Annotated in this window: 16 protein-coding genes and 1 pseudogene; 8 read left to right on the forward strand and 9 right to left on the reverse strand. The window is 73.2% G+C overall.

Features of this window, described 5'->3' with window-relative positions:
- Positions 1 to 18: 18 nt before the first annotated feature.
- From IEZ10_RS19050 to IEZ10_RS19065, 4 genes are all read left to right on the forward strand, one after another.
- On the forward strand, positions 19 to 1,317 hold the full coding sequence (locus IEZ10_RS19050; RefSeq protein ID WP_189247858.1) for an MFS transporter: 1,299 nt from the start codon (positions 19 to 21) through the stop codon (positions 1,315 to 1,317).
- The gene (locus IEZ10_RS19055; protein WP_189247859.1) at positions 1,317 to 2,117 is read left to right on the forward strand and encodes an SDR family NAD(P)-dependent oxidoreductase; all 801 of its coding nucleotides are present in this window, start codon (positions 1,317 to 1,319) and stop codon (positions 2,115 to 2,117) included. The genes IEZ10_RS19050 and IEZ10_RS19055 overlap by 1 nt, the downstream gene beginning before the upstream one ends.
- On the forward strand, positions 2,114 to 3,172 hold the full coding sequence (locus IEZ10_RS19060; protein ID WP_189247860.1) for a ketopantoate reductase family protein: 1,059 nt from the start codon (positions 2,114 to 2,116) through the stop codon (positions 3,170 to 3,172). The genes IEZ10_RS19055 and IEZ10_RS19060 overlap by 4 nt, the downstream gene beginning before the upstream one ends.
- Positions 3,173 to 3,234: 62 nt before the next feature.
- Complete coding sequence (locus IEZ10_RS19065; protein ID WP_229811412.1) at positions 3,235 to 4,464, forward strand: M20 family metallopeptidase; 1,230 nt, start codon at positions 3,235 to 3,237, stop codon at positions 4,462 to 4,464.
- A gap of 128 nt (positions 4,465 to 4,592) precedes the next feature.
- On the opposite strand, the gene ygfZ is transcribed toward IEZ10_RS19065, so the two are convergent.
- The 3 genes from ygfZ to IEZ10_RS19080 form a co-directional block, all read right to left on the reverse strand.
- Positions 4,593 to 5,579, reverse strand: coding sequence for a CAF17-like 4Fe-4S cluster assembly/insertion protein YgfZ (gene ygfZ / locus IEZ10_RS19070; RefSeq protein ID WP_189247861.1), 987 nt, complete (start codon positions 5,577 to 5,579; stop codon positions 4,593 to 4,595).
- Between the two features lie 20 nt (positions 5,580 to 5,599).
- Positions 5,600 to 6,013: a Fur family transcriptional regulator gene (locus IEZ10_RS19075; RefSeq protein WP_189247862.1), complete on the reverse strand. Its 414-nt coding sequence runs from the start codon at positions 6,011 to 6,013 to the stop codon at positions 5,600 to 5,602.
- A gap of 96 nt (positions 6,014 to 6,109) precedes the next feature.
- Complete coding sequence (locus IEZ10_RS19080) at positions 6,110 to 6,610, reverse strand: DUF5946 family protein (RefSeq protein WP_189247863.1); 501 nt, start codon at positions 6,608 to 6,610, stop codon at positions 6,110 to 6,112.
- A 375-nt stretch (positions 6,611 to 6,985) separates the two neighbouring features.
- On the opposite strand from IEZ10_RS19080, the gene IEZ10_RS19085 reads away from it, so the two are divergent.
- Both IEZ10_RS19085 and IEZ10_RS40415 read left to right on the forward strand, forming a co-directional pair.
- The gene (locus IEZ10_RS19085) at positions 6,986 to 7,297 is read left to right on the forward strand and encodes a relaxase domain-containing protein (protein WP_373287409.1); all 312 of its coding nucleotides are present in this window, start codon (positions 6,986 to 6,988) and stop codon (positions 7,295 to 7,297) included.
- A 227-nt stretch (positions 7,298 to 7,524) separates the two neighbouring features.
- Positions 7,525 to 7,937 (forward strand): annotated as a pseudogene (locus IEZ10_RS40415) (DUF4158 domain-containing protein).
- On the opposite strand, the gene IEZ10_RS19095 reads toward IEZ10_RS40415, so the two are convergent.
- Positions 7,938 to 9,989 (reverse strand): SpoIIE family protein phosphatase, encoded by a 2,052-nt coding sequence (locus IEZ10_RS19095; protein WP_189247865.1) that lies wholly within the window; start codon positions 9,987 to 9,989, stop codon positions 7,938 to 7,940.
- A gap of 343 nt (positions 9,990 to 10,332) precedes the next feature.
- Between IEZ10_RS19095 and IEZ10_RS19100 the strand changes: the two genes are divergently transcribed.
- A complete protein-coding gene (locus IEZ10_RS19100) occupies positions 10,333 to 11,232 on the forward strand; it encodes a macrolide 2'-phosphotransferase (RefSeq protein ID WP_189247866.1) in 900 nt (299 codons plus the stop codon).
- A gap of 173 nt (positions 11,233 to 11,405) precedes the next feature.
- On the opposite strand, the gene IEZ10_RS19105 is transcribed toward IEZ10_RS19100, so the two are convergent.
- Positions 11,406 to 11,915: a heme-binding beta-barrel domain-containing protein gene (locus tag IEZ10_RS19105; RefSeq protein WP_189247867.1), complete on the reverse strand. Its 510-nt coding sequence runs from the start codon at positions 11,913 to 11,915 to the stop codon at positions 11,406 to 11,408.
- A gap of 69 nt (positions 11,916 to 11,984) precedes the next feature.
- Between IEZ10_RS19105 and IEZ10_RS19110 the strand changes: the two genes are divergently transcribed.
- On the forward strand, positions 11,985 to 12,347 hold the full coding sequence (locus tag IEZ10_RS19110; RefSeq protein WP_189247868.1) for a DsrE family protein: 363 nt from the start codon (positions 11,985 to 11,987) through the stop codon (positions 12,345 to 12,347).
- A 29-nt stretch (positions 12,348 to 12,376) separates the two neighbouring features.
- On the opposite strand, the gene IEZ10_RS19115 is transcribed toward IEZ10_RS19110, so the two are convergent.
- From IEZ10_RS19115 to IEZ10_RS19130, 4 genes are all read right to left on the reverse strand, one after another.
- The gene (locus tag IEZ10_RS19115; protein WP_189247869.1) at positions 12,377 to 13,099 is read right to left on the reverse strand and encodes a type 1 glutamine amidotransferase; all 723 of its coding nucleotides are present in this window, start codon (positions 13,097 to 13,099) and stop codon (positions 12,377 to 12,379) included.
- Entirely contained in the window at positions 13,089 to 14,390 is a 1,302-nt protein-coding gene (locus IEZ10_RS19120; RefSeq protein ID WP_179819900.1) for a MurT ligase domain-containing protein, read from the reverse strand. The genes IEZ10_RS19115 and IEZ10_RS19120 overlap by 11 nt, the downstream gene beginning before the upstream one ends.
- Before the next feature lie 317 nt (positions 14,391 to 14,707).
- On the reverse strand, positions 14,708 to 17,695 hold the full coding sequence (locus IEZ10_RS19125; protein WP_189247870.1) for an ATP-binding protein: 2,988 nt from the start codon (positions 17,693 to 17,695) through the stop codon (positions 14,708 to 14,710).
- Between the two features lie 175 nt (positions 17,696 to 17,870).
- A complete protein-coding gene (locus tag IEZ10_RS19130; RefSeq protein WP_189247871.1) occupies positions 17,871 to 19,832 on the reverse strand; it encodes a hypothetical protein in 1,962 nt (653 codons plus the stop codon).
- Between the last annotated feature and the right edge of the window lie 124 nt (positions 19,833 to 19,956).

The raw sequence follows: 19,956 nt of genomic DNA on the forward strand, positions 1-19,956 counted from the left end.
AGCACCGAAGGAACCCCCATGAACGTCCAGACAGCCGCCGGAGCACCCGCCACGCGCCTCACCCCGGCGCAGCGCAGGGCGATCGTCGCGGGCGCGATCGGCAACACCGTCGAGTGGGTCGACTGGGCCATCTACACCACGTTCGCGTCGGTGTTCTCCCGCCAGTTCTTCCCCTCCGGCAACCCCACCGCGAGCCTGCTGTCCACCCTGGTGGTCTTCGCCGTGGGCTTCCTCATGCGCCCCATCGGCGGCGCGATCCTCGGCGCGTACGGTGACCGGCACGGCCGCAAGAAGGGCATGACGCTGACCATCACGCTGATGGCGGCGGCGTCCTTCGTGATCGCGATCTGCCCCGGCTACGACACCATCGGCCTCGCCGCCCCGGTCGTCCTGGTGCTCGCCCGGCTGGTCCAGGGCTTCTCCGCCGGTGGCGAGTTCGGCACCTCGTCGGCCTTCCTCATCGAGTCGGCCGCGAGCGGGCGGCGCGCGTTCGCCGGGTCCTGGCAGCAGGTCTCGGTCGGCGGCGGCGTGCTGATCGCCTCGGCGCTCGGCACCGTCCTCACCTCCTTCCTCGACGACGCCGCGCTGGGCAGCTGGGGCTGGCGCATCGCCTTCGCCGTCGGCGGCCTGCTCGGCCTGATCGGCCTGTGGCTGCGGGTCTCGGTCCCCGAGACCGAGGCGTTCGCCAAGGTCGAGGCGTCCGGCCGGACCCGCGCCAACCCGCTCACCGCGATGTTCCGGGAGCACCCGCGGGCCGCGCTCCGCGTGGCCGGCGTGACCATCGCCGGAACCCTCCTCTACTACATCTGGGTCAGCTACATGCCGACCTACGCCCACGTCGACACCGGCATCCCGCTGAACGAGGCCCTGCTCGCCAACACCATCGCGGTCGTCGTCTTCCTGATCCTGCTGCCGTTCGGCGGCCTGCTCTCCGACCGGATCGGCCGCAAACCCACGATGACCGCCTTCGCCCTGGGCTTCCTCGTCATCGCCTGGCCGGCCTTCCACTTCCTCGACGGCGGCTTCGGGGCCCTGCTCGTCATCGAGATCGTCGGCATGGTCTTCCTGGTCGGCTACTCCGCCAACTGCGCCGTCATCATGGCCGAGCAGTTCCCCGCCGAGGTCCGCACCACCGGCATCGGCCTGCCGTACGCCCTGTCCGTCGCGATCTTCGGGGGCACCGCCCCGTACGTCACCACCTGGCTCAGCTCGAACGGCTACCGCGACCAGGTGTGGCTCTACGTGGTCGCCGCGGCCCTCGTCGGCGTGATCGTCTACACCACCATGCCCGAGACCAAGGGAAAGGAGCTGACCTGATGGCCGGGCCACGTCACGTGCTCGTCACCGGAGCGGCCAGCGGCATCGGCGCCGGGACCTGCGAACTGTTCGCCTCCGCGGAGGGAGCGCGGATCACCGCCGTCGACGTGCGGGCCGACACCCTGGCCGACCTGGCCGGACGGCTGCGCGCCGATCACGGCGCCGACGTCGGCGAGATCGTCGCCGACCTGGCCGGCGCGGACGCCGCCGCGGAGCTGCTCGACTGGGCCTGGCGGGACCGCGGGCCGGTCGACGTCGTGGTCAACGCGGCGGGCATCTACCCGGCGACGCCGTTCCTGGAGATGACCGCCGCCCAGTGGGACCGGGTGCAGAACGTCAACGTGCGGGCGCCCATGCTGGTCACCGCGGCCTTCGGCCGGGCCTGCGCCGCCGCGGGCCGTACCGGCTCGGTGGTGAACATCGCCTCGGGCGCCGCGTTGCGGGCCCGCCCCGGCGCGGCGCACTACTGCACGTCGAAGGCCGCCCTGGAGATGCTCACCAAGGCCGCGGCCGTCGAACTCGGCCCGCTCGGCGTCCGGGTCAACGCGGTCAGCCCGGGATTCGTCACCGTCGACAGCGCCGCCAACCCCGTCACCGAGGAGTACGCCGACGCCGTCTCCGCCAACCCGCTGGGACGGCGCGGCCTGCCCCTCGACATCGCCCGGGCCGTGCGCTGGCTGGCCGGGCAGGAGGCCGAATGGGTGACCGGCACGGTGGTGCGGGTCGACGGCGGAGCCTCGGCGGGCACGACCGCCCTGCCGTTGCACTGGAAGGGAACGAGCGAGGTGCAGACCGCATGACAGACCGGAACACCGACACGACCGGCACCACCGGGACCGCGGGAGTCGCCCCGGGCGCGCCGTACACGATCGTCGGCGGCGGGGCCATCGGCGGGAGCGTCGCCTTCCACCTCGCCAGGGGCGGGCACGACGTGCTGCTCGTCGACGCCGACCCCGCGCACGTCGCCGCGGTCCGCCGCGACGGGCTGGTGCTCCGCCGGGCGGCGGGCGACGAGACCGCGCGGGTCCGCGCCGCCACCCCCGAGGAGGTGGACGGCCCGCTGCGGCACGTCCTGCTGTGCGTGAAGGCCCAGGCCACCGACGGCGCGGCCGGCTGGATCGCGCCCCGGCTCGCCCCCGACGGTTTCGTCGTCTCGGTGCAGAACGGGCTCAACGAGCGGCTCATCGCCGAGCACGTCGGCGCGGACCGCGTCGTGGGCGCGTTCGTCAACCTCTTCGCCGACGTGGTGGAGCCGGGCGTCATCCGCGACGGCGGCCCCGGCGCCTTCGTGGTCGGCGAGCTGTCGGGCGAGTCCGGTCCCCGGGTCGACCGGATCGTCTCCGACCTCGCCGGGCTGGGCGCCAAGGCCACCGGGAACATCAACGGCTACCTGTGGTCCAAGCTGGGCTTCGGGATCATGCTGACCGCGACCGCGTTGGCCGACGCGCCGATGGCCGACCTGATCGACCGGCACCGCCCGCTGATGTACGCCCTGGTGGCCGAGGTGTTCGCGGTCGCCGCGCGGCTGGGCCACCGGCTGGAGCCGTTCGACGCGTTCGACCCCGCCGCCTACCTGCCCGGCACGCCGGAGAACGTTCGCGAGGCGGCGACCGACCGGCTCACCGCCTGGCTGCGCACCCAGCCCAAGGACCGCAGCGGGATCTGGCGCGACATCGCCGTACGGCACCGCCCCGTCGAGGTGCGCGACCACTACGGGGCCGTCTTCGCCGAGGCGGACGCGGCCGGCGTCGCCACCCCGCTGACCCGCGGCGTGCTCGCCCGCCTCGCCGACGTCGAGGCCGGACGCGCCCCGATGAGCGAGGACCACCTGCGCGACCTGGAGGCCGCCCGATGAACGCGGGAGACTCGGGCGCGGAGAGCACGAGCGATGTGCAGGACACGAAGGAGCCGGGGAGCATGAGCGATGTGCGGGACACGGTGGACGCGGGGAGCATGAGCGATGTGCGGGACACGGTGGACGCGGGGAGCCTGGACGACGTGACGGACGCGCCCGCGCTGCACGCCTGGATCGCGGAGCACCGCGCCGACATGCTCGCCGACCTGTCGGACTACGTCTCGCTGGAGACCCCCAGCAACGACAGGGCGCTGCTCGACGCGGGCCTCGCGTGGCTCGACGACTACCTGACCGCCCGGCTGGGCGCCCCCGCGGCCACCCGGCGCGTCGACGGCGGGCCGTACGGCGACATCCGGGTCAACGACTACCCCGGCCGGGGGACCGCGCCGATCCTGCTGCTCGCCCACTACGACACGGTGTGGCCGGCCGGCACCCTCGCCTCCTGGCCGTTCACCGTCGAGGGGGACCGGGCGAGCGGCCCCGGCGTCTTCGACATGAAGGCGGGGCTGGTCCAGCTCGTCTGGGCGCTGCGCGCGCTCGACGCCGCCGGGCTTCCCCGGCCGCCGCTGCGGCTGCTGCTCAACGGCGACGAGGAGATCGGCAGCCCCGCCTCCCGGCCGCTGATCGAGGAGGCCGCCGGTGACGTCGCCGCGGCGCTGGTGTTCGAGGCGAGCGTGGACGGGGCGCTGAAGACCGAGCGCAAGGGCGTCGGCATCTTCCGCCTGGAGTTCACCGGGGTCGAGGCGCACGCCGGCCTCGAACCGGCCAAGGGCGCCAGCGCGATCGACGAGCTGGCGCGGGCCGTACGCCTGCTGCACGACCTCACCGACCTCGACGCCGGAACGACCGTCAACGTCGGCGTCGTCTCGGGCGGCACGGGCTCCAACGTCGTGGCCGGCGCGGCCCGCGCCGAGGTGGACGTCCGCGTCGCCAGCCAGTCCGAGGCGGCCCGGGTGGACGCGGCCCTGGCCGCCCTGCGCCCGCACGACCCCCGCGCCTCGATCGAGATCACCGGCGGGTGGAACCGTCCCGTCATGGAGCGGAGCGAGGGCACCGCCCGCCTGTTCGGGCGGGCCCGCGACGTGGCGGCCCGGCTGGGCCTCGACCTGTGCGAGCGCTCGGTCGGCGGGGCCAGCGACGGCAACTTCGCCGCCGCGCTGGGCCTGCCGGTCCTCGACGGGCTCGGCGCGGTCGGCGCGGGCGCGCACGCCCGGCACGAGCACATCAGCGTGGACGGCATGCTGGAGCGCGCCGCCCTCACCGCCGCGCTCCTGCACACGATGGCCTCCTGACCGGCGGCCGTCGCCATCCGGCGGCCGGAGCCTTTCCGGCGAACCGGGGTCACCGGACAGCCCGGCCCTTCTCCGAGGGGCCGGGCTTGTTCCTCAGGGACCCGCCGCCGGAGGGCGGCGCCGCCGCCTCAGCGGATGCGGCGGCGCAGGGCGGGGTCGATGGTGACGTTGCGGCCGGCGTCCGGCGGCACGACGACCTCCTGCGCCGCGGCCACTCCCCCGGCCTGGAGCGTGGCGTCCACCGGCACGGTCCGCTTGACCATGGCCAGCGCGACCGGGCCGAGCTCGTGATGCCGGGCGGCGCTGCCGACGAAGCCGACCTCCGCGCCGTCGTGGGTCACCGGGTCGCCGTGCCGGGGCAGGGTGTCCACGCTGCCGTCCAGATGCAGGAAGACCAGGCGGCGCGGCGGGTGGCCGAGGTTGTGCACCCGGGCCACGGTCTCCTGGCCCCGGTAGCAGCCCTTGCCCAGGTGCAGCGCCGGGCCGATCCATCCCACCTCGTGCGGGATCGTCTTGTGGTCGGTCTCGAAGCCCAGGCGGGGACGGTGGTCCTCGATCCGCAGCGCTTCGTAGGCCCACAGCCCGGCCAGGGCCATGCCGCCCAGCCGGTCGGCCAGCAACGCCCGCGGCAGCAGCACGTCGCCCCCGATGACGACGGACCCCTCGGGCGGGGTGACCGGCGTCCCTTCGGCGACGGACACGACCGCGTAGTCGCCGGTCACGTCGGCGATCTCGACCCGGAGCATGAACCGCATCTTCTCCAGGAACGCGACCAGTTCGGCCGACGTGCCCGGCTCGACGTGCGCCCAAACGGCCTCGCCGTCGTCGACGAGCGTCAGGTGGTGCTCCACGCGGCCCTGGGCGTCCAGGAACAGCGTCTGGGTCGGCACGCCGGGCTTGAGGTCATTGAGCTTCTGCGACGTCAGGTCGTTGAGCCAGCTCAGCCGGTCGGGCCCGGAGATCCGTACGACCTCGCGGTTGCTCCGGTCGACCATCGCCTCGCCCGCGAGGAACGCGCGCTGCTCGGCGAACGGGTCGCCGTAATGTCCGGCGACGTCGGCGTCGGGGGCCTCGGCCGCGACCGCGCCGGGAGTGTCCAGCAGAGGGCTTCGCATGGTCCCAAGCCTACGAGCCCTCAGCGGCACTTACGGCAACGCCCGAACACCGTCAGGTGGTGGACGTTGACCGCGAAGCCCATCTCCTCGTCGAACCTGGTCACGAGGTCGCGCACCAGCTCGGGCGCGACCTCGTCGATCTCACCGCACTCGTGGCAGACCAGGTGCACGTGGTCGGCGTCGGCGGCCAGATGGTAGGTCGGGGCGCCGTGCCCGAGATGGGTGTGGGTGACCAGACCGAGTTGTTCGAGCAGTTCGAGGGTGCGGTAGACGGTCGAGATGTTCACCCCGCGCGCGGTCTCCCGCACCTTGGCGCAGATCTCCTCGGGAGTGGCGTGCTCGGCGGCCTTGATGGCCTCCAGCACCAGCTGGCGCTGCGGGGTGACCCGGTAACCGTGCGCCCGCAGTTGCTCGTGCCACGACGTCTCGGACATGCCCAGAGTCTAGGGTCTGTTCCGCCGCGGGAGCAGCCCGCCGCGGGCTCGGCCCGGGTCACGTCCGGTGAGGTGGTGCGGAGCCGCCTCCGGGTCTCACGCCTGGACGGATCTCCAGGACTCCACGGTCGCTCCGACGATGGCCTCGATGCGGTCTCCGTACGTCGAATGACCGTCGGACACGAAGCTGCCGTCCCTGAACGGCAACCCGCAGAACGTGGCGCGGAAGTGCCGCGGAGGTCCACCGGGCGGGAGCGGTTCGTATGCCGCCAACGGCGCCATGTCGTAGCCCGATCCTGCCCCGTGCCTGTTCCGCGCCACCTGATGGGCCGCCACGCGAAGCAGCGCGTCGAGACCTTTGTCCAGATAGAGCTGCAACTGTCGGAACTGGCCGTCGAGATACTTCTCATGAGCTCTGGAGGGATGCTGCAGGAGGTACGCGCAGACCACAGGCGCGTGCCACCGGTACATCTGAGGATCAGCCTGCTCCTCGGCGAGGATCGCGTGGTAGTAGTCCACGCATACGCCCAGAGGGCCGGCCACCGCACCGCAGTCGCACTGAGCCGCAATGGGATTTTCTTCCATGATCTGCAACATAGGGGGTCGGCAACGGACTCGTCGACGAGGTTTCGGCACCACCTGACGCCCGGCGGAAAAAGGTTTGCCCGCAGCTGACCCGAGCGCGTAGCTTTGGGGCACGCAGAAAGGAGGTGGTCCAGACAATGGTTGACAGTTCTTGGGCTAGCGAGGTGGCTGTCCGCTAGGACGCCGCGACTCCGGACTCTGTCCGGACGTCTCGCGACGTTCGGCGAATCCATGACAATCACCGGAACCCCGGGCTGCCGGAGGGCGGGACGCGAAGATCCCGTCTATGGTCCATCCGGCCCCGCCGCGAACGGCGGGAGCAGGCCCGGGGTTCTTTTCTTTCCCCGGGTGTCCGCCGGCCCCGGCAGGTGGCCTACCGGCTGGCTGATGAGCGCGGCCGGTGTCGACCTGGCGGCCGTCTACCCTGCGGACCGGCCGGCCGAGGCGTGCCGCTGGCGCAACGCCCGGGTGCGCGTCGGCAACCGCGGCTACGACCTCATGCTGGATGTGGAGAAGTCGGTCAGCGTGCTGTACGGCCTGTCCACCCCGGCGGTGTCGGCTGTGGTGGAGAACACCTTCGCCGAAGCGGTGGCCGAGACGGTCGCCGCGGTCGAGGGGTGGGTGGCCTACGGCCGGCGCGGCCACCAGGGCGACGGCCGGCTCGCCACGCGGATACCTGCCAGCGGCCTGCTGGGGTAGGTGCGCCGCTGTGAGCACTGCCGGCGGCCGTTGCGGGTCACCGCCCGGACAGATGCCTCCGGGGAGGATCGGACCGGATTTTGGCGCCAGAGAGTCGATCTTGACGTCGATTCAGTGACGATGGCTGTTCCCCCTGGTCGAACGCCCTGACGCGCCTGCTCATGCCTGTGGATTTCCTCTTAGATGAGTAAGTAGCCCGCTATCGCCAGTTTCGGCCCTTGGTGTCGGTGGCCGAGCTCGAGCGGTTCTTCCGGCTGGACGCCAAGACGCTGCAGGCGCCGGCCGGTGAGCGCCGCCCCGCAACGAAGCCGGGGTGGGCGGTGCAGTGGGGCACCGTGCGGATGCTCGGCACCTTCCTGGCCGAAGACCCACTGGATGTACCGGGACAGGTGCTGGAGTTCATCACCGAGCGGCTCGGCATCGACCCGGCGTGCGCGCCGGAGTACCTGACCAGGCCGAAGGCTACGAGCACGCCTGGGAGATCCGGGACCTGCCGGAGCTGTCGGAGTTCTCCGAACGCGAGCAGGAGGTCCGCGACCACCTGGCCGCCCGGGTGTGGTCGACGATCGAGTGGCCGCGGGCGCTGTTCGACCGTGCCGTGGTGCACATGCTGCGCGAGAGCATTCCGCTGCCCTCGTGATCACTCCTCGGCCGCGGGCGGGAGCCGCAGGGCGATGATGGCGATGTCGTCGAGGCCGGTGCTGGGCAGGCCGCTGAGCACCTGGTCGCAGAAGCTCTCCAGCGGCTCGGCGGCGAGCGACTCCGCCACCCGGCGCAGGCGGCCGAGGCCGAGGTCCAGGTGCTCGCCCGACCGTTCGATGAGCCCGTCGGTGTAGAGCAGCAGCGTGCTGCCCGGCGGCAGCGGCTCGGTCCGGGAGACGCGGGTCTCGTCGTCGGGGAAGCCGAGCAGCGGGCTGACGGCTTCTTCCAGGAAGCGTCCGTGGCCCTGGGCGGTGACCAGCAGGGGCGGCGGATGGCCGGCCACCGCGAACCGCAGCCGGTGGCCGCCGGTGCCCTCCTCCACGCGGGCGAACACGCACGTGGCCGTGACATCGGAGGACAGCGACTCCATCACGGCGTTGAGCCGGGTCAAGATCTCGCCGGGCGGCTTGCAGCGGTCCATCGCCAGCGCCCGCAGCATGTTGCGCAACTGGCTCATCAGAACGGCCGCCGACAGGTCGTGCCCCGCCACGTCGCCGATGACCAGCGCCGGGACGCCGTCGGGCAGGACGAAGGAGTCGTACCAGTCGCCGCCCACCTCGGCGGCGCTGGGGCTGGCCCGGTAGCGGGCCACGATCCGCAGGCCGGTCAGACGCGGCGGCTCGGCGAGCAGGCTGTACTGCAGGGCCAGCGCGACCTGCTGGGTGCGCTGGAAGCGGATGGCCCGGCTCAGGGCGTCGTGGGCGTGGCCGAATATGTCGCCCAGCAGCGTGATGTCGGCCCGGTTGATCGCCGGACGGTCCTCGCACGTCACCACCCCGACCACGGCGGGGACCGCGCCGTCGACCACGACCGGCAGGACCAGCATGCTGTTGGCGCCGCTGGCCGCCAGCCACGCACGGGTGCTCGCCGGCGCCAGGCCGGGCGGCGGGCACCCGGCAGGGAACGTCTGCAGCACGGGCCGCCGCCGGCGTACGACCGTCACGAAGGCGTTGCCGTCGTCGAGCTGTTCCTCGCTGTACGGCGACAGCGGCACCAGGCCGCGACGTGTCGCGGTGACCAACCGCTCGATGACGAACGGCCCCCCGCCGCGCCGCTCGCCGGTGAGGTCGGTGATGAGGTAGACGCCGCAGCCGTCGGCCAGTTCGGGCACGATGACGTCCGACAGCGCGCCGAGCATCTCCTCCAGGCTGGTGAGCTGGGCCGTGGCCGCCGCGGCGCTGTCGAGCAGGCGCTGCCGCCGCTGCTCCTGCCACTGCTCCTCGATGTCGGTGCACGACCCCACCCACTCCACGACCCGGCCGTTCTCGCAGATGGGCACGGCGCGCAGCTCGAAGTGCCGGTAGGAGCCGTCGGCGGTGTGCAGCCGGTAGACGTGCTCCCAGGTGTCGGTGGCCCTGCCGACCGCCCGGGACCACGACCTGATCGTGTCCTGGCGGTCGTCGGGATGGACCATCTTCAGCCAGCCCTGGCCGCGGTGCTCCTCCCACGGCTGCCCGGTGACCCGCTCCCAGCTCGGGCTGGGCTCGTGCACGTAGCCGTCGCGGGTGGTCACCCAGACGATCTGCGCGCTGACCTTCATCAGGCTCTCGTAGCGGTGCAGGATGCGGCGGCGCTCCTCGGCGATGGCCTCGATCCGGCGGGCCGCGGTGACCTGGTCTGTCACCTCCATCACCACTTCGAGCACGCCATAGTCGCCCGGCCCGAAGACCACGCGCGACAGGCTGGAGGTGAAGAACCGCCGCTCGTCGCATTGCGGCCCGACGACGTACTCCGGCTCCGCCGTGGTGACGAACGGCTCGCCGGTGGCGTAGACCCGGTCGAACTGCGCGCGGAAGTGCACCTGGACGAACTCCGCGAAAGCCTCCTCGACCGGCAGCCCGGTGCGACTGACGGCGAACAGGGAGCGGTAGACGGCGTTGGTGTAGACCAGGCGGTGGTCGGGGCCGCGCGCGACCGCCACGCCTACCGGCGCCGGTTCCAGCACCTCGAACGCCAGCCCGCTGCCTGCGGGCTCGCCGTCAGCCCCCATCGTGACCTCCCCCGACGGCTAACAGCCTCCCTCCCCCTACCCGCGCACGATCCGCCCCGAACGCGCGCCGCGGGGGCCGGTCAGCCGTGGACGCCCGACGGGACCGGGCCCGACTGCTCCTCCAGGTAGGCGATGGCCCCGACGCCCAGCGCACCGGGAGCCCCGCGTGGCGTCGACAGAGTCGGTGTCAACGTGTGGTGTCTCTCACAATGATCAAGGAGAAGGGCAAGCAGCGCGATAGGCACCAAGAACGCCCTTACCGGATGACGATCAAGCTCGAAGGCGGCATGGCTCGGAGGGGGGAAGCTGGAAGTGGCGTGGACGCGGGTGAGATCTTGATCCAATGAACACGATCGATGACGTCATCGCCCTTGCCGCCGCCCACGGCCCGCGCCTGTCCGCGCAGGGCGCCACCGTGAACGAGGCGGGCCTGGACTACCGCGTCGTCATGGCCTCCGACGCGACCGACCGGAGGTGGGTGCTGCGCGTACCGCGCCGCGCCGACGTCTCCGAGGGCATGGCCGCCGAGACGCGCATCCTCGACCTGGTCGCCCCCGTCCTGGCCGAGCACGGCGTCGCGGTCCCCGACTGGCAGGTCCGCTCCCCCGAGCTGATCGCCTACCCGGCCCTGCCCGGCTCCCCGGGCCTGACCCTGACCGACGCCGGGGAGCCCGACTGGCACATGGACCCCGCCAGCCCGGGCTACGCCGAGCGTCTGGGGCGCCTGCTGGCCCGTCTGCACTCCATCACCCCGGAGCAGGCCGAGGCGGCGGGCGTCGAGGTCCGCACCCCGGCCCGGGTACGTCAGGCGTGGCGGGACGACATCGCCCGTGTGAGCGAGGCCTTCACCGTCTCCCCCGCCCTGACGGAGGCCTGGCAGGCCTGGCTCGAGGACGACACCTGCTGGCCCGAGCGGACCGTGATGACCCACGGCGAGATCTACCCCGCGCACGTGCTGTTCGACGAGGAGGGCACGATCACCGGGGTCCTGGACTGGACCACCGCCCGCGTGGACGACCCCGCCCGTGACCTGTCCGCCCAGTACGGCGCCGCGGGCGAGGAGATGCTGCAGGCCACCCTCACCGCGTACGAGCAGGCGGGCGGGCATGTCCACCCCGGCCTGGCAGCCCAGGCGAAGCACCTGTGGGACGCCTCCCCGATCGGGTACGCCCTGTACGCGCTGACCACCGGAGCCGAGAGCGACCTGGCCACTGCGGCGGCGATGCTGAACCCCGGGGCCTGATGCCCTGCCCGGTCCCAGGACGGCGCGCCTCACCGGGGTGAAGGCGCGCCGTCGTCGTTCCCGGAGGTCCGTGGGGGCACACGAGATGGGCCGGCCCAGGAGTGAACGCTCCTGCCCGGGTGCCGCCCGTCCGGCTCTCGGACACGCGGCGGCCCGGTCGGCCCCTGCCGGCCCTAGCCGGCATCCGGCACGAAGTCGGCCACCTTCTTGAGCTCGGCGGAGATGTGCGACTGGATCGGCTGTCCCACCGCGCCCATGTCGTAGGCCCACATCAGGTTGCCGTTGACCAGGCCGTAGAGGCGGTGGCCCGCGGTGTACTCCTTGGCGGTGGCGGTGCGGGCGACCACGTCGGTGCGCAGCTCGATCTTGTGGAAGACGACCTCGCCGACGTAGATCTCCACGATCCCGGTGGGGTGCGTCAGGCACACCTCCAGCTGGCGGCCGGGAAGCTGCCGCCAGTAACCGGTCTCGGTGGCCAGCTCGCGGACCCGCTCGCCCGCGTCGTTCAGGAGCCAGGTGCGGCTCGTGTAGGTCAGGAACGGCTTGCCGTTGTGACCGAAGACGATCTCCTGCCCGAAGTTGAAGCTCTCGATCGTCGGGTATCCGCCCACTCCGGCGCCCTCCCACCGGCCCAGGAGGAAGGCGATCGGCTCAAGGTCGGGGTGCAGTTCGGGAACGTCCATGGACACGAGCCTAAGGCCGCCCCGGTACGGCTCGCGCCCCCGGTTCCCGCCCGCATTAGGCTGCGTACCATGGCACGTTCACTGGTGATAAAGGTGACCGCCGGCGCGGACGCCCCCGAGCGCTGCAACCAGGCGTTCACGGTGGCCGCGGCGGCGCTGGCGAGCGGGGTTCCCGTCTCGCTGTGGCTGACCGGCGAGGCGTCGTGGTTCGCCCTGCCCGGCCGGGCCAAGGAGTTCACGCTCCCGCACGCGGCCCAGCTCGGAGACCTGCTCGACGCCGTCCTCGCCGGGGGCCGGGTGACGCTGTGCACCCAGTGCGCGGCCCGGCGGGACATGACGGCGGACGACCTGATCGACGGCGTGCGCATCGCGGGAGCTCCCACCTTCGTCGAGGAGGTCCTCGCCGAGGGCGTCCAGGCGCTGGTCTACTGAAGGGCGGCGATCCGCCGGGAGGCGGGTCGTCAGGCCTGCTGGGGGAGCACCGCCGTCAGCCGCTCCTGGCGGAGCCGGTCGTACCACGAGTCGTCGATCGGCGGGAGCTGCGCGCCGACCGCCCAGGTGAGCAGGAGGTCGGCCAGGCCCGGGTTGCGGGCCAGCGCCGGGCCGTGGAGGTAGGTGCCGATGGTCTTCCCGGCGTAGCAGCCCTCGGTGCCGTCGCCGTTGCCGGTGCCGACCGCGGTGCGCGCCAGCGGGCGGACGCCGGGCCCCAGCCGGGTGACGCCCATGTGGTTCTCGAACCCGGTGAGCATCGGGATGCCGAGGGCGGGGTCGGCCTCCCCGGCCAGCTCGCCGACCGCCCGGCCGGCGCCCCGGCCGCTGGCGATGTCCAGCAGGCCGATGCCCTGGACCGGCTGGCCCTCCTCGCCGCCGAACGTGCTGCCCATGATCTGGTAGCCCGCGCAGACCGCCAGCAGGGCCGCGCCGCGCGCCACGGCACGGTGCAGGCCGCCGTCGCGGCGCAGCCGTTCGGCGGCCAGGATCTGCGGCCGGTCCTCGCCGCCGCCGATGAGGTAGATGTCGCCGCTGTCCGGCACCGGGTCGGCCGAGCGGACGTGGATGGTCTGCACCGGGATGCCGCGGCGCTGGGCGCGCTGCTCCAGGACCAGGACGTTGCCCTGGTCGCCGTAGGTGCTCAGCAGGTCGGGGTAGATCCAGACAAGCCGCAGGATGCTGTCAGACTGCACGGTCGAACTCCGCTCGGATCTGCTGGAAGGCGGTGTAGTTGGCGATCACGTCGACCTTGCCCGGCGGCTGCGCGGCGAGCGCCTGCTCGAAGGACGCCACGAGCTGGAACGGCACGTTCGCCACGTCCAGCCGGAGCGCGAGGTCGAGCATCCGCTCCCCGGTCACGAAGACCGGCCTGCCGCGCAGGACGCGGTAGTCGACGTCCCACAGCCAGGAGGTGTCGCGGCCGTCGGGTCCCTGGGCGTTCACCGAGAGGATGACCGGCAGCGAGCGGTCGAGCACGTCGAACGCCTCCAGCCAGCCGGCGGGGTTCTTGGCCAGCAGCAGCCGGGCGCGACGGCCGTCGCGCTCCACCGTGGTGTAGCGGCCGGCGACGGACCTGACCTCGCGCAGCCGGGGCAGCGCCGCCTGGACCGGCAGGCCGAACGCCTCGGCGGTGGCCAGCGCGATCGCGGCGTTCGCCCGGTTGGCGCGGCCGGGAAGCTGGAGGTCGAGGACCCAGCGCTGCCCGCGCGGGTCGATCACCGCGTCGTCGTCGAGGAACCAGGAGGGCTGGGGCCGGCGGAAGGAGCACTCACGGCAGGCCCAGTCGTCCTCGACCGGGCGCGGGACCATCGCCAGGGGGGCCGCGCCGGCGACGTGGCCGCCCGGCGGGGTGTAGTCGACCCCCTTGCGGTCGAGCGGGCCGCCGCACTCGGGGCAGCACCAGGAGTCCTCTTTCCAGGGCTGCCCGGCCGCCACCCAGGTCACCCGGGCGGCGGTGGAGGCGCCCCAGGCGACCAGCGGGTCGTCGGCGTTGGCGATCACGTGGGTGTTCTTGCCGGCCAGGGCCCGCCGCCACTTCTGGGCGAGCAGCCAGATCTCGCCCGCCCGGTCCATCTGGTCGCGGCTGAGGTTCATCAGGGCGATCACGCCCGCGCCGGTGGCGTCGATCACCGCGGGGAGGTACTTCTCGTCGACCTCCAGCACGCCGTACGGAGCGTCCTTGGCCGATGCCAGCGCCGACACGTGCCCGGCGGGCATGTTGGCGCCGAAGGCGTTGGTGGCGACGTCGCCGAGCTCCTGGAGGGCGGAGGTGATCAGGCGGGTCGTGGTGGTCTTGCCGTTGGTCGCGCTCACCAGTGCGAGCCTGCGGTCCCGGGCGAGCTGGCTCAGCAGGTCGGGCTCCAGCGCCAGGCCGATCCGGCCGCCGATCACCGATCCGTCGCCGCGGCCGGTGGCCCGGGACAGGGTCGCGGCCGTCCGTCCGAGAGCGCTCGCGAGCTGAGCCCGCAGCGGAAGCTGTGTCATGACCTCTCCTCGCCCAGCGGCCCCGTCGCGGGACGACTCAGCATCCGGGGCTGGTCCGCCGAATCGTTCATGCCGCGATCCTAGCCGGGGTTCGGCATGGTCACGGTCCGGCAACGCCCGTGAAAGGGCCGATCACGAAGGTCGCACCGTCCGTCCCGTTCGTACGGCGCGCCTGGTTCCCCCTTCACGGGGTGCCGTCTCCAAAGCGTCCGTGCCGCCCGTGCCGTCCGCGCCGTTCCGCCTGTGCCGTCCGTGCCGTCCCGCCCGTGCCGTCCCGGCCACGCCGCCCGTGCCGCCCGCCGTACGGCGGGCGCGGGTCAGTCGGTGAAGGCGAGCTCGACGTCCTCCGGCGCGGCCGCGTCGAACGGCAGCACGAACCGGCGCGGCCACGCCAGCACGGTCTCCAGCCACCCCGCCCCCATCGTCTGGGCGACGTGCCGGAGCCGGTCGGCGGGGTCGACGCCGATCGTCACCGTCTGGATGTCCCGCTCCACGCTCTCGCGCTCGTCGTCGCCGAGGATGACCCGCCAGGCCAGCGCCCGGTTGCGGTCGGCCTCCATGGACAGCGGGTGGTGGCGCAGCGCCCTGGCCCGGTGCCCGAGCAGTTCGGCGCCACCCGGCGGAGGCGTGACCAGCGGGTAGTCCGGGGCCGGGGCGGGCGAGCGCGGATCGGGCGCGGGCCGGTCGTGCGGGAACAGCCGGTCCACCTCGTGCAGCCAGCGGACCTGCGGGATGACCCACTCGGGGCCGGGCCGCTCCGCGCCCTCCCGTTCCGGGCCGAGCAGCCGGGTCGCGGTGGCCGCCACCCGCTCGGTCAGCTTCGCCGGGTCGGCGACGGTCCGCAGCGACCACGCCCGGGGGGCCACGGCGCGCTCCACCGCCGTGGCCAGCAGGCACTCGCGGCGCCGCAGCGGCAGCTCCGCCCACAGGTCCGCGAGAGCCCGCGGCACCCCCGGCAGCGGCCGGTCGGTGCAGAAGGCCAGCACCAGCGTGTCGGTCCAGATGCGCAGCCAGGCCCACTCGGGGGCGTCGGCGAGCAGGTCGGCCTCACGCAGCTCCACGAGCGTGCAGGCCCGGCCGGTCCGGCACTCCCGGCCGCAGGCCGCCGAGCGGCGCCCGTTGATCGGCGGCGTGTGCCCCAGGGCGCCGGGTACGGCCCGCTCGCGGTCCTCCCCCAGCGGCACCCGGATCCGCAGCGGCCGGTCCATCCCGTCGGCGAAGACCGCCGCCGTCCCCGGCTGGAGGGAGACGACCTGCCGCGACTGCTCCTCGCTGAGGTTCATCGCGGCCCCGACGAGCTGCCGGTCGTCCTCGGCCGGCAGGCGGTGCACCACCTTCAGCGCGGTGTTCTTCACCACGTCGGAGACCAGCTTGGTGGGGATCTGCTCGGCCACCACGATGCCCTCGCCGTACGCGCGGATCTCGGCGAGCATGCCGGCCAGCAGCTCGACGGCGTGGGTGCTGGCCCGCCCGGCGCCGCGGTCGCGCAGCAGCCGGTGCGCCTCCTCGATCACGATGACGTGCCGCAGGCCGCTGCTCCGCTCGGTCCTGGCCCGCATCCGCAGGTGCTCCACGATCCGGATGATCAGCGTGCCCATCAGGAACGCCTTGTCCTCGTCGTTGGCGACGTCCTCGATGGCCAGCACCACGTTGCGCCGGAGCAGGTCGCCGATGTCGGCGGGGTGGCCGCCCTCGAAGAACCGGCCCGCCGAGCCGACCCGCAGCGACCGCAGCCGCAGCGAGATGAACCCCTCGACGTCGGCCTGGACCTCCCGGCCGTAGCCGATCTCCTGGATGACGTCCATGGCGTGCTGCTGGAGCTGCGCGAGGGTCGGCACGGCCGGCCGTACGGCGGCGCCGGGCGCGGCCCAGCCGGTCACCACGTCCCAGCCGTTGGCCTCGTAGACCCGCTGCAGGGCCAGCGACATGATCTGCGGGAACGGCTCCTCGGCGTCGAAGGCGGCCATGAACAGCGCCCGCACCATGTCGATGTGCGCCTGGACCGGGTAGCCCGGCTCGGGCGCGAGCGGGTTGACGCTGAACGGCACCGCCTCGGGGGCCGACGGATTGATCACCGTCACCGGGGCGAGGTGCTCGACCCGGCCGCCCATCGCGGCGTACTCCGACTTGGCGGGCTCGATGGCCAGCCACGGGATGCCCGCGCCGGTGAGCTGCTCCAGCAGATGCCGGACGGTCTGCGACTTGCCGGAGCCGGTGGCGCCGGTGACGAAGGCGTGCCGGTTGAGGGTGGCGAGCGGCACCCGGAACGAGCCGACCGCCCGGTTCTGGCCGTCCAGGATCGACCCAAGCTCGACGGTCCCGGCTCCGGAGACGGCCTCCGCCTCGCTGGTGACGTCGAAGAAACCCGCGTCGAGCACCCGGACCCCCGGCACCTCCCGGCGCGGCAGCCCGGCGAGCGCGGCCAGCGCCCCCGCGGTCGCGGCGAACGGCGCGGCGCTGCCGTCGGCCGGGTCCTGCAGGGTGACCGACAGCGCCTCGGCGAAGCCGTACACCGGGCCGGACAGCGCGCTGCGCAGCCGGTAGGGGTGGTGGCTCATCTCAGCCGAGCCGACCAGGACCGGCGCGATCTGCCGCAGTTCCTCGGGCCCGGCCGCCCCGGCCAGCACCCGTACGCTCCACAGCCCGGCCTCGCGGAAGGCGTCCAGCTCCTGCATGCGCCGCTCGGCGCGTTCGGCGTCGTAGCGGGAGCGCTCGGAGGCGTCGCCGTACTGGCGCAGCACGTTGAGCTGGGTTCGCAGGTGCGCCACCTCGGCGTCCAGCAGGTCGGTCCGCTCGGCCACCACCAGCCAGGCGAACGGCCGCGACATCAGCGTGACCAGCGTGGACTCGAACAGCGTGGGCCGCCTGACCTCGTCGGCGTCCGGCTCGCGGCGCCCGCCGAGCGGCGGGGCCTGCCGGCCGGGGCAGGCGGTCCAGGCGAGGTCCGCCAGGTCGCGCAGCCACTCGTCGCCGATCCGCACGCCCCTGGCCCCGGCGGGGAACAGCAGCGGCTCCGAGGCGGCCGGGACCGGATCGGCCTCGGCCGCCATGTCGGCCGCCCGGCGTGGCGGGCGCGGCGGGGTCAGCGGCCCGGCGTTGGTGACGAGCTCCAGCGGGGCGCCGGAGCCGCGCGACAGCCAGCCGACCACGAACGGCCGGTTGCGCTGCGCGGCCGACAGCACGGCCGGCAGGACCGTGACGAAGTCCCACTCCGCCGACGAGCTGCGGGACGGCGCGGTGATCGCCTGAATCCGGTACCAGGGGCCGGTCAGACCACCGGCGGGAAGGGACACGCTTGGCTGCATCTGTTGGTCTCCACCCGGGGGACCCGGCTCGACGCCGGGGTGTTGACGCGTCACGGGCGGCCCCGCCGTACCGGCCGGTGCGGGCCGGGAGGCGGACCACCCCGGCGACCAGGGTCGGACCTCCACGGTGGAGGACACCCGCCTGCTGACCATCCCCTTACCGGAAAAGAACGCTTCATTGACGCGTGCGCCAGTCGAGCCGGGCCGGCGGAGGGCCCAGGTTGGGCGGCGCGTCGACGAACGGACCCGGCGCGGGGACCTCCGGCTCCTCCTCCCGCCGGCCGCGCTCCAGCACGGCCTCCTTGATCTCCTCGAACTCCCCCAGCGTCGTCTTGGGGAAGGTGAGGATCGCGGGGTTGGCGTCGGCGAGGCGGACCCGGCGGCCGTGGGCGGTGGCGTCAGTGACGATCACCGAGGTGGTGGGGAGCTGCTGCAGCTCGTGCGGCTCGACGAGGAACTCCCTGGAGCGGTGCAGCACCCGCTCGGTCTCGCCCATCGCCTCGGTCGCGCGGCGCCCCCACTCGGTGGAGGAGGTGATGTCCTCCTTGAGATCGGGGCGGCCGGCGTCACGGTCGTCGCCGTCGTCGGTGTGGCCGACGGTGGAGACGTAGCCGCCGTCCATCCCGGCCCCGGCGGCGCTGATCGTCTCAGTGAGCTGGGCCAGCTCCAGGCGGTGCTCGGTGCCGACGTGCTCGCTGGCCACCCGGGCGTCCTCGGCGTTGCCCAGCCGCATGAACGCCACCGCCGCGTGCCCCCGGCCGAGCCGCTCCCGCACGGTCGGGGTGAGCGACCGGTAGGTCAGCACCAGCCCGGTCCTGGACGTCTCGCAGGCGTCCATCAGCCGGTCCAGGACGTCGCCGCGGAGCTTGTCGGCGCCCGCGACGACGATCGTGTGGTACCAGGGCCGCTCGGAGGCGGGCGACTGGCGCAGGATGTGGGTGAGGGCCGTGGCGACGTACGTCCCGAGGACCCGGTTGCCGAACACGCCCGCCTGGCGGTCCATCGACACCACGCGCAGCCGCGCGGGCGGCAGCCGTACGGCCTCGGAGCCGAGCGTCTCCAGCTTGCGCAGCTGCGACTCCAGCGCCCAGGCCCGCTCGATGACCACCCGGTCGCTGACGCCCCGGCCGAACAGCGTGCCGATGCGATCCAGCTGGGTGGCGGTGATCAGGCCGAGCCTGAGGTCCTCGCGGGGGTCGCCGACCTGGGCCAGCGCCCGCAGCGCGGCGGTGACCTGGTTGATCGTGGCGTTCTCGCCGAGGACCTCCAGGACCCGCTCCAGGATCGCGTTGTCGAACGACAGGTCGCGGGTGGTGCGGTGCTCCTCGCTGACGCTCACCACGTGCGCGAGCACATCGGCGAACGCCTCGGGTGCGAGCGTCGCGCCGAGGTCGAGCCGGGGCAGGTCCACCGGGAGCACCCACACCAGCGGGTCGTCGCCGCCGCGGCGGGCCAGCTCGATCAGGTCCTTGGCGACCGCGCCCTCCGACAGGTCGAGGACCGTCAGGTGGCCGCCGCTGTAGAGGCGGGTCGCTCCGAGCAGGGTGATCAGCGCCGACCAGCCGGCCAGCGTGCCCCCGGCGACGTCGATCCGGTCGAGCTCGTCCGGCACGGTCACGGCGTACCAGGTGAGCTGGCGGTCGTGGCGCTCCTTCTTCTCGGCCCACTCCCGGTAGCGGGCGGCGTGCTCCTCCTGGGCGCGGTACAGGGTCCTGTCGCGTTCCCTGCGCAGCCGGTCGCCGGCCTCCTCGTGCTCGCGGATGCGGTGGCGGACCGTCCTGCCGCCCTGATGGATGGAGTAGCTGCAGAACACCGCCACCCCGCAGGTCGCGACCAGCCCGGCGGCCGCGAACGACCAGCTCAGCAGGTGGCTGACGCCGAGGACGAGGATGAGCGCGGCCAGCACGCCCATGAACGCGCGGAAGGTCCGCATCGGCCGGTTCAGCAGGTTCTCGTTGAGCCGCTCCCTGCGCGCCCACTCGGGGTCGATCTTCGGCAGGTCGGCCGCGACGGTCTCGTCGGCGGGGGACGGACGTCTGGGCGCGGGGCCCGGGTCGGGGTGGAGCAGGGCATACTGCCAGCCCAGGTAGATCCGGTCCGCCTGGAGCTGCGCGTGCTCGGGATGCACGTCCGCCACGGAACCTCCGCCATAGGACCCTCGCCGCCTCGGTGACAGCGTAGGAGCTGGATCTCCGTTCCGGGCGGCGTTCCCACCAATCTGCTGTATTTTCCGTTGGTTATCCAGTGCTGGTGGGACCTGT

It is taken from the genome of Streptosporangium pseudovulgare, assembly GCF_014648055.1.
GTDB lineage: Bacteria > Actinomycetota > Actinomycetes > Streptosporangiales > Streptosporangiaceae > Streptosporangium > Streptosporangium pseudovulgare.

Excerpts from the sequence above, each read along its gene's own strand:
- IEZ10_RS19050 (WP_189247858.1), top strand. The coding sequence starts at position 19 with ATGAACGTCCAGACAGCCGCCGGAGCACCCGCCACGCGCCTCACCCCG.
- IEZ10_RS19055 (WP_189247859.1), top strand. The coding sequence starts at position 1,317 with ATGGCCGGGCCACGTCACGTGCTCGTCACCGGAGCGGCCAGCGGCATC.
- IEZ10_RS19060 (WP_189247860.1), top strand. The coding sequence starts at position 2,114 with ATGACAGACCGGAACACCGACACGACCGGCACCACCGGGACCGCGGGA.
- IEZ10_RS19065 (WP_229811412.1), top strand. The coding sequence starts at position 3,235 with ATGAGCGATGTGCGGGACACGGTGGACGCGGGGAGCATGAGCGATGTG.
- ygfZ (WP_189247861.1), bottom strand. The coding sequence starts at position 5,579 with ATGCGAAGCCCTCTGCTGGACACTCCCGGCGCGGTCGCGGCCGAGGCC.
- IEZ10_RS19075 (WP_189247862.1), bottom strand. The coding sequence starts at position 6,013 with ATGTCCGAGACGTCGTGGCACGAGCAACTGCGGGCGCACGGTTACCGG.
- IEZ10_RS19080 (WP_189247863.1), bottom strand. The coding sequence starts at position 6,610 with ATGTTGCAGATCATGGAAGAAAATCCCATTGCGGCTCAGTGCGACTGC.
- IEZ10_RS19085 (WP_373287409.1), top strand. The coding sequence starts at position 6,986 with ATGAGCGCGGCCGGTGTCGACCTGGCGGCCGTCTACCCTGCGGACCGG.
- IEZ10_RS19095 (WP_189247865.1), bottom strand. The coding sequence starts at position 9,989 with ATGGGGGCTGACGGCGAGCCCGCAGGCAGCGGGCTGGCGTTCGAGGTG.
- IEZ10_RS19100 (WP_189247866.1), top strand. The coding sequence starts at position 10,333 with ATGAACACGATCGATGACGTCATCGCCCTTGCCGCCGCCCACGGCCCG.
- IEZ10_RS19105 (WP_189247867.1), bottom strand. The coding sequence starts at position 11,915 with ATGGACGTTCCCGAACTGCACCCCGACCTTGAGCCGATCGCCTTCCTC.
- IEZ10_RS19110 (WP_189247868.1), top strand. The coding sequence starts at position 11,985 with ATGGCACGTTCACTGGTGATAAAGGTGACCGCCGGCGCGGACGCCCCC.
- IEZ10_RS19120 (WP_179819900.1), bottom strand. The coding sequence starts at position 14,390 with ATGACACAGCTTCCGCTGCGGGCTCAGCTCGCGAGCGCTCTCGGACGG.
- IEZ10_RS19125 (WP_189247870.1), bottom strand. The coding sequence starts at position 17,695 with ATGCAGCCAAGCGTGTCCCTTCCCGCCGGTGGTCTGACCGGCCCCTGG.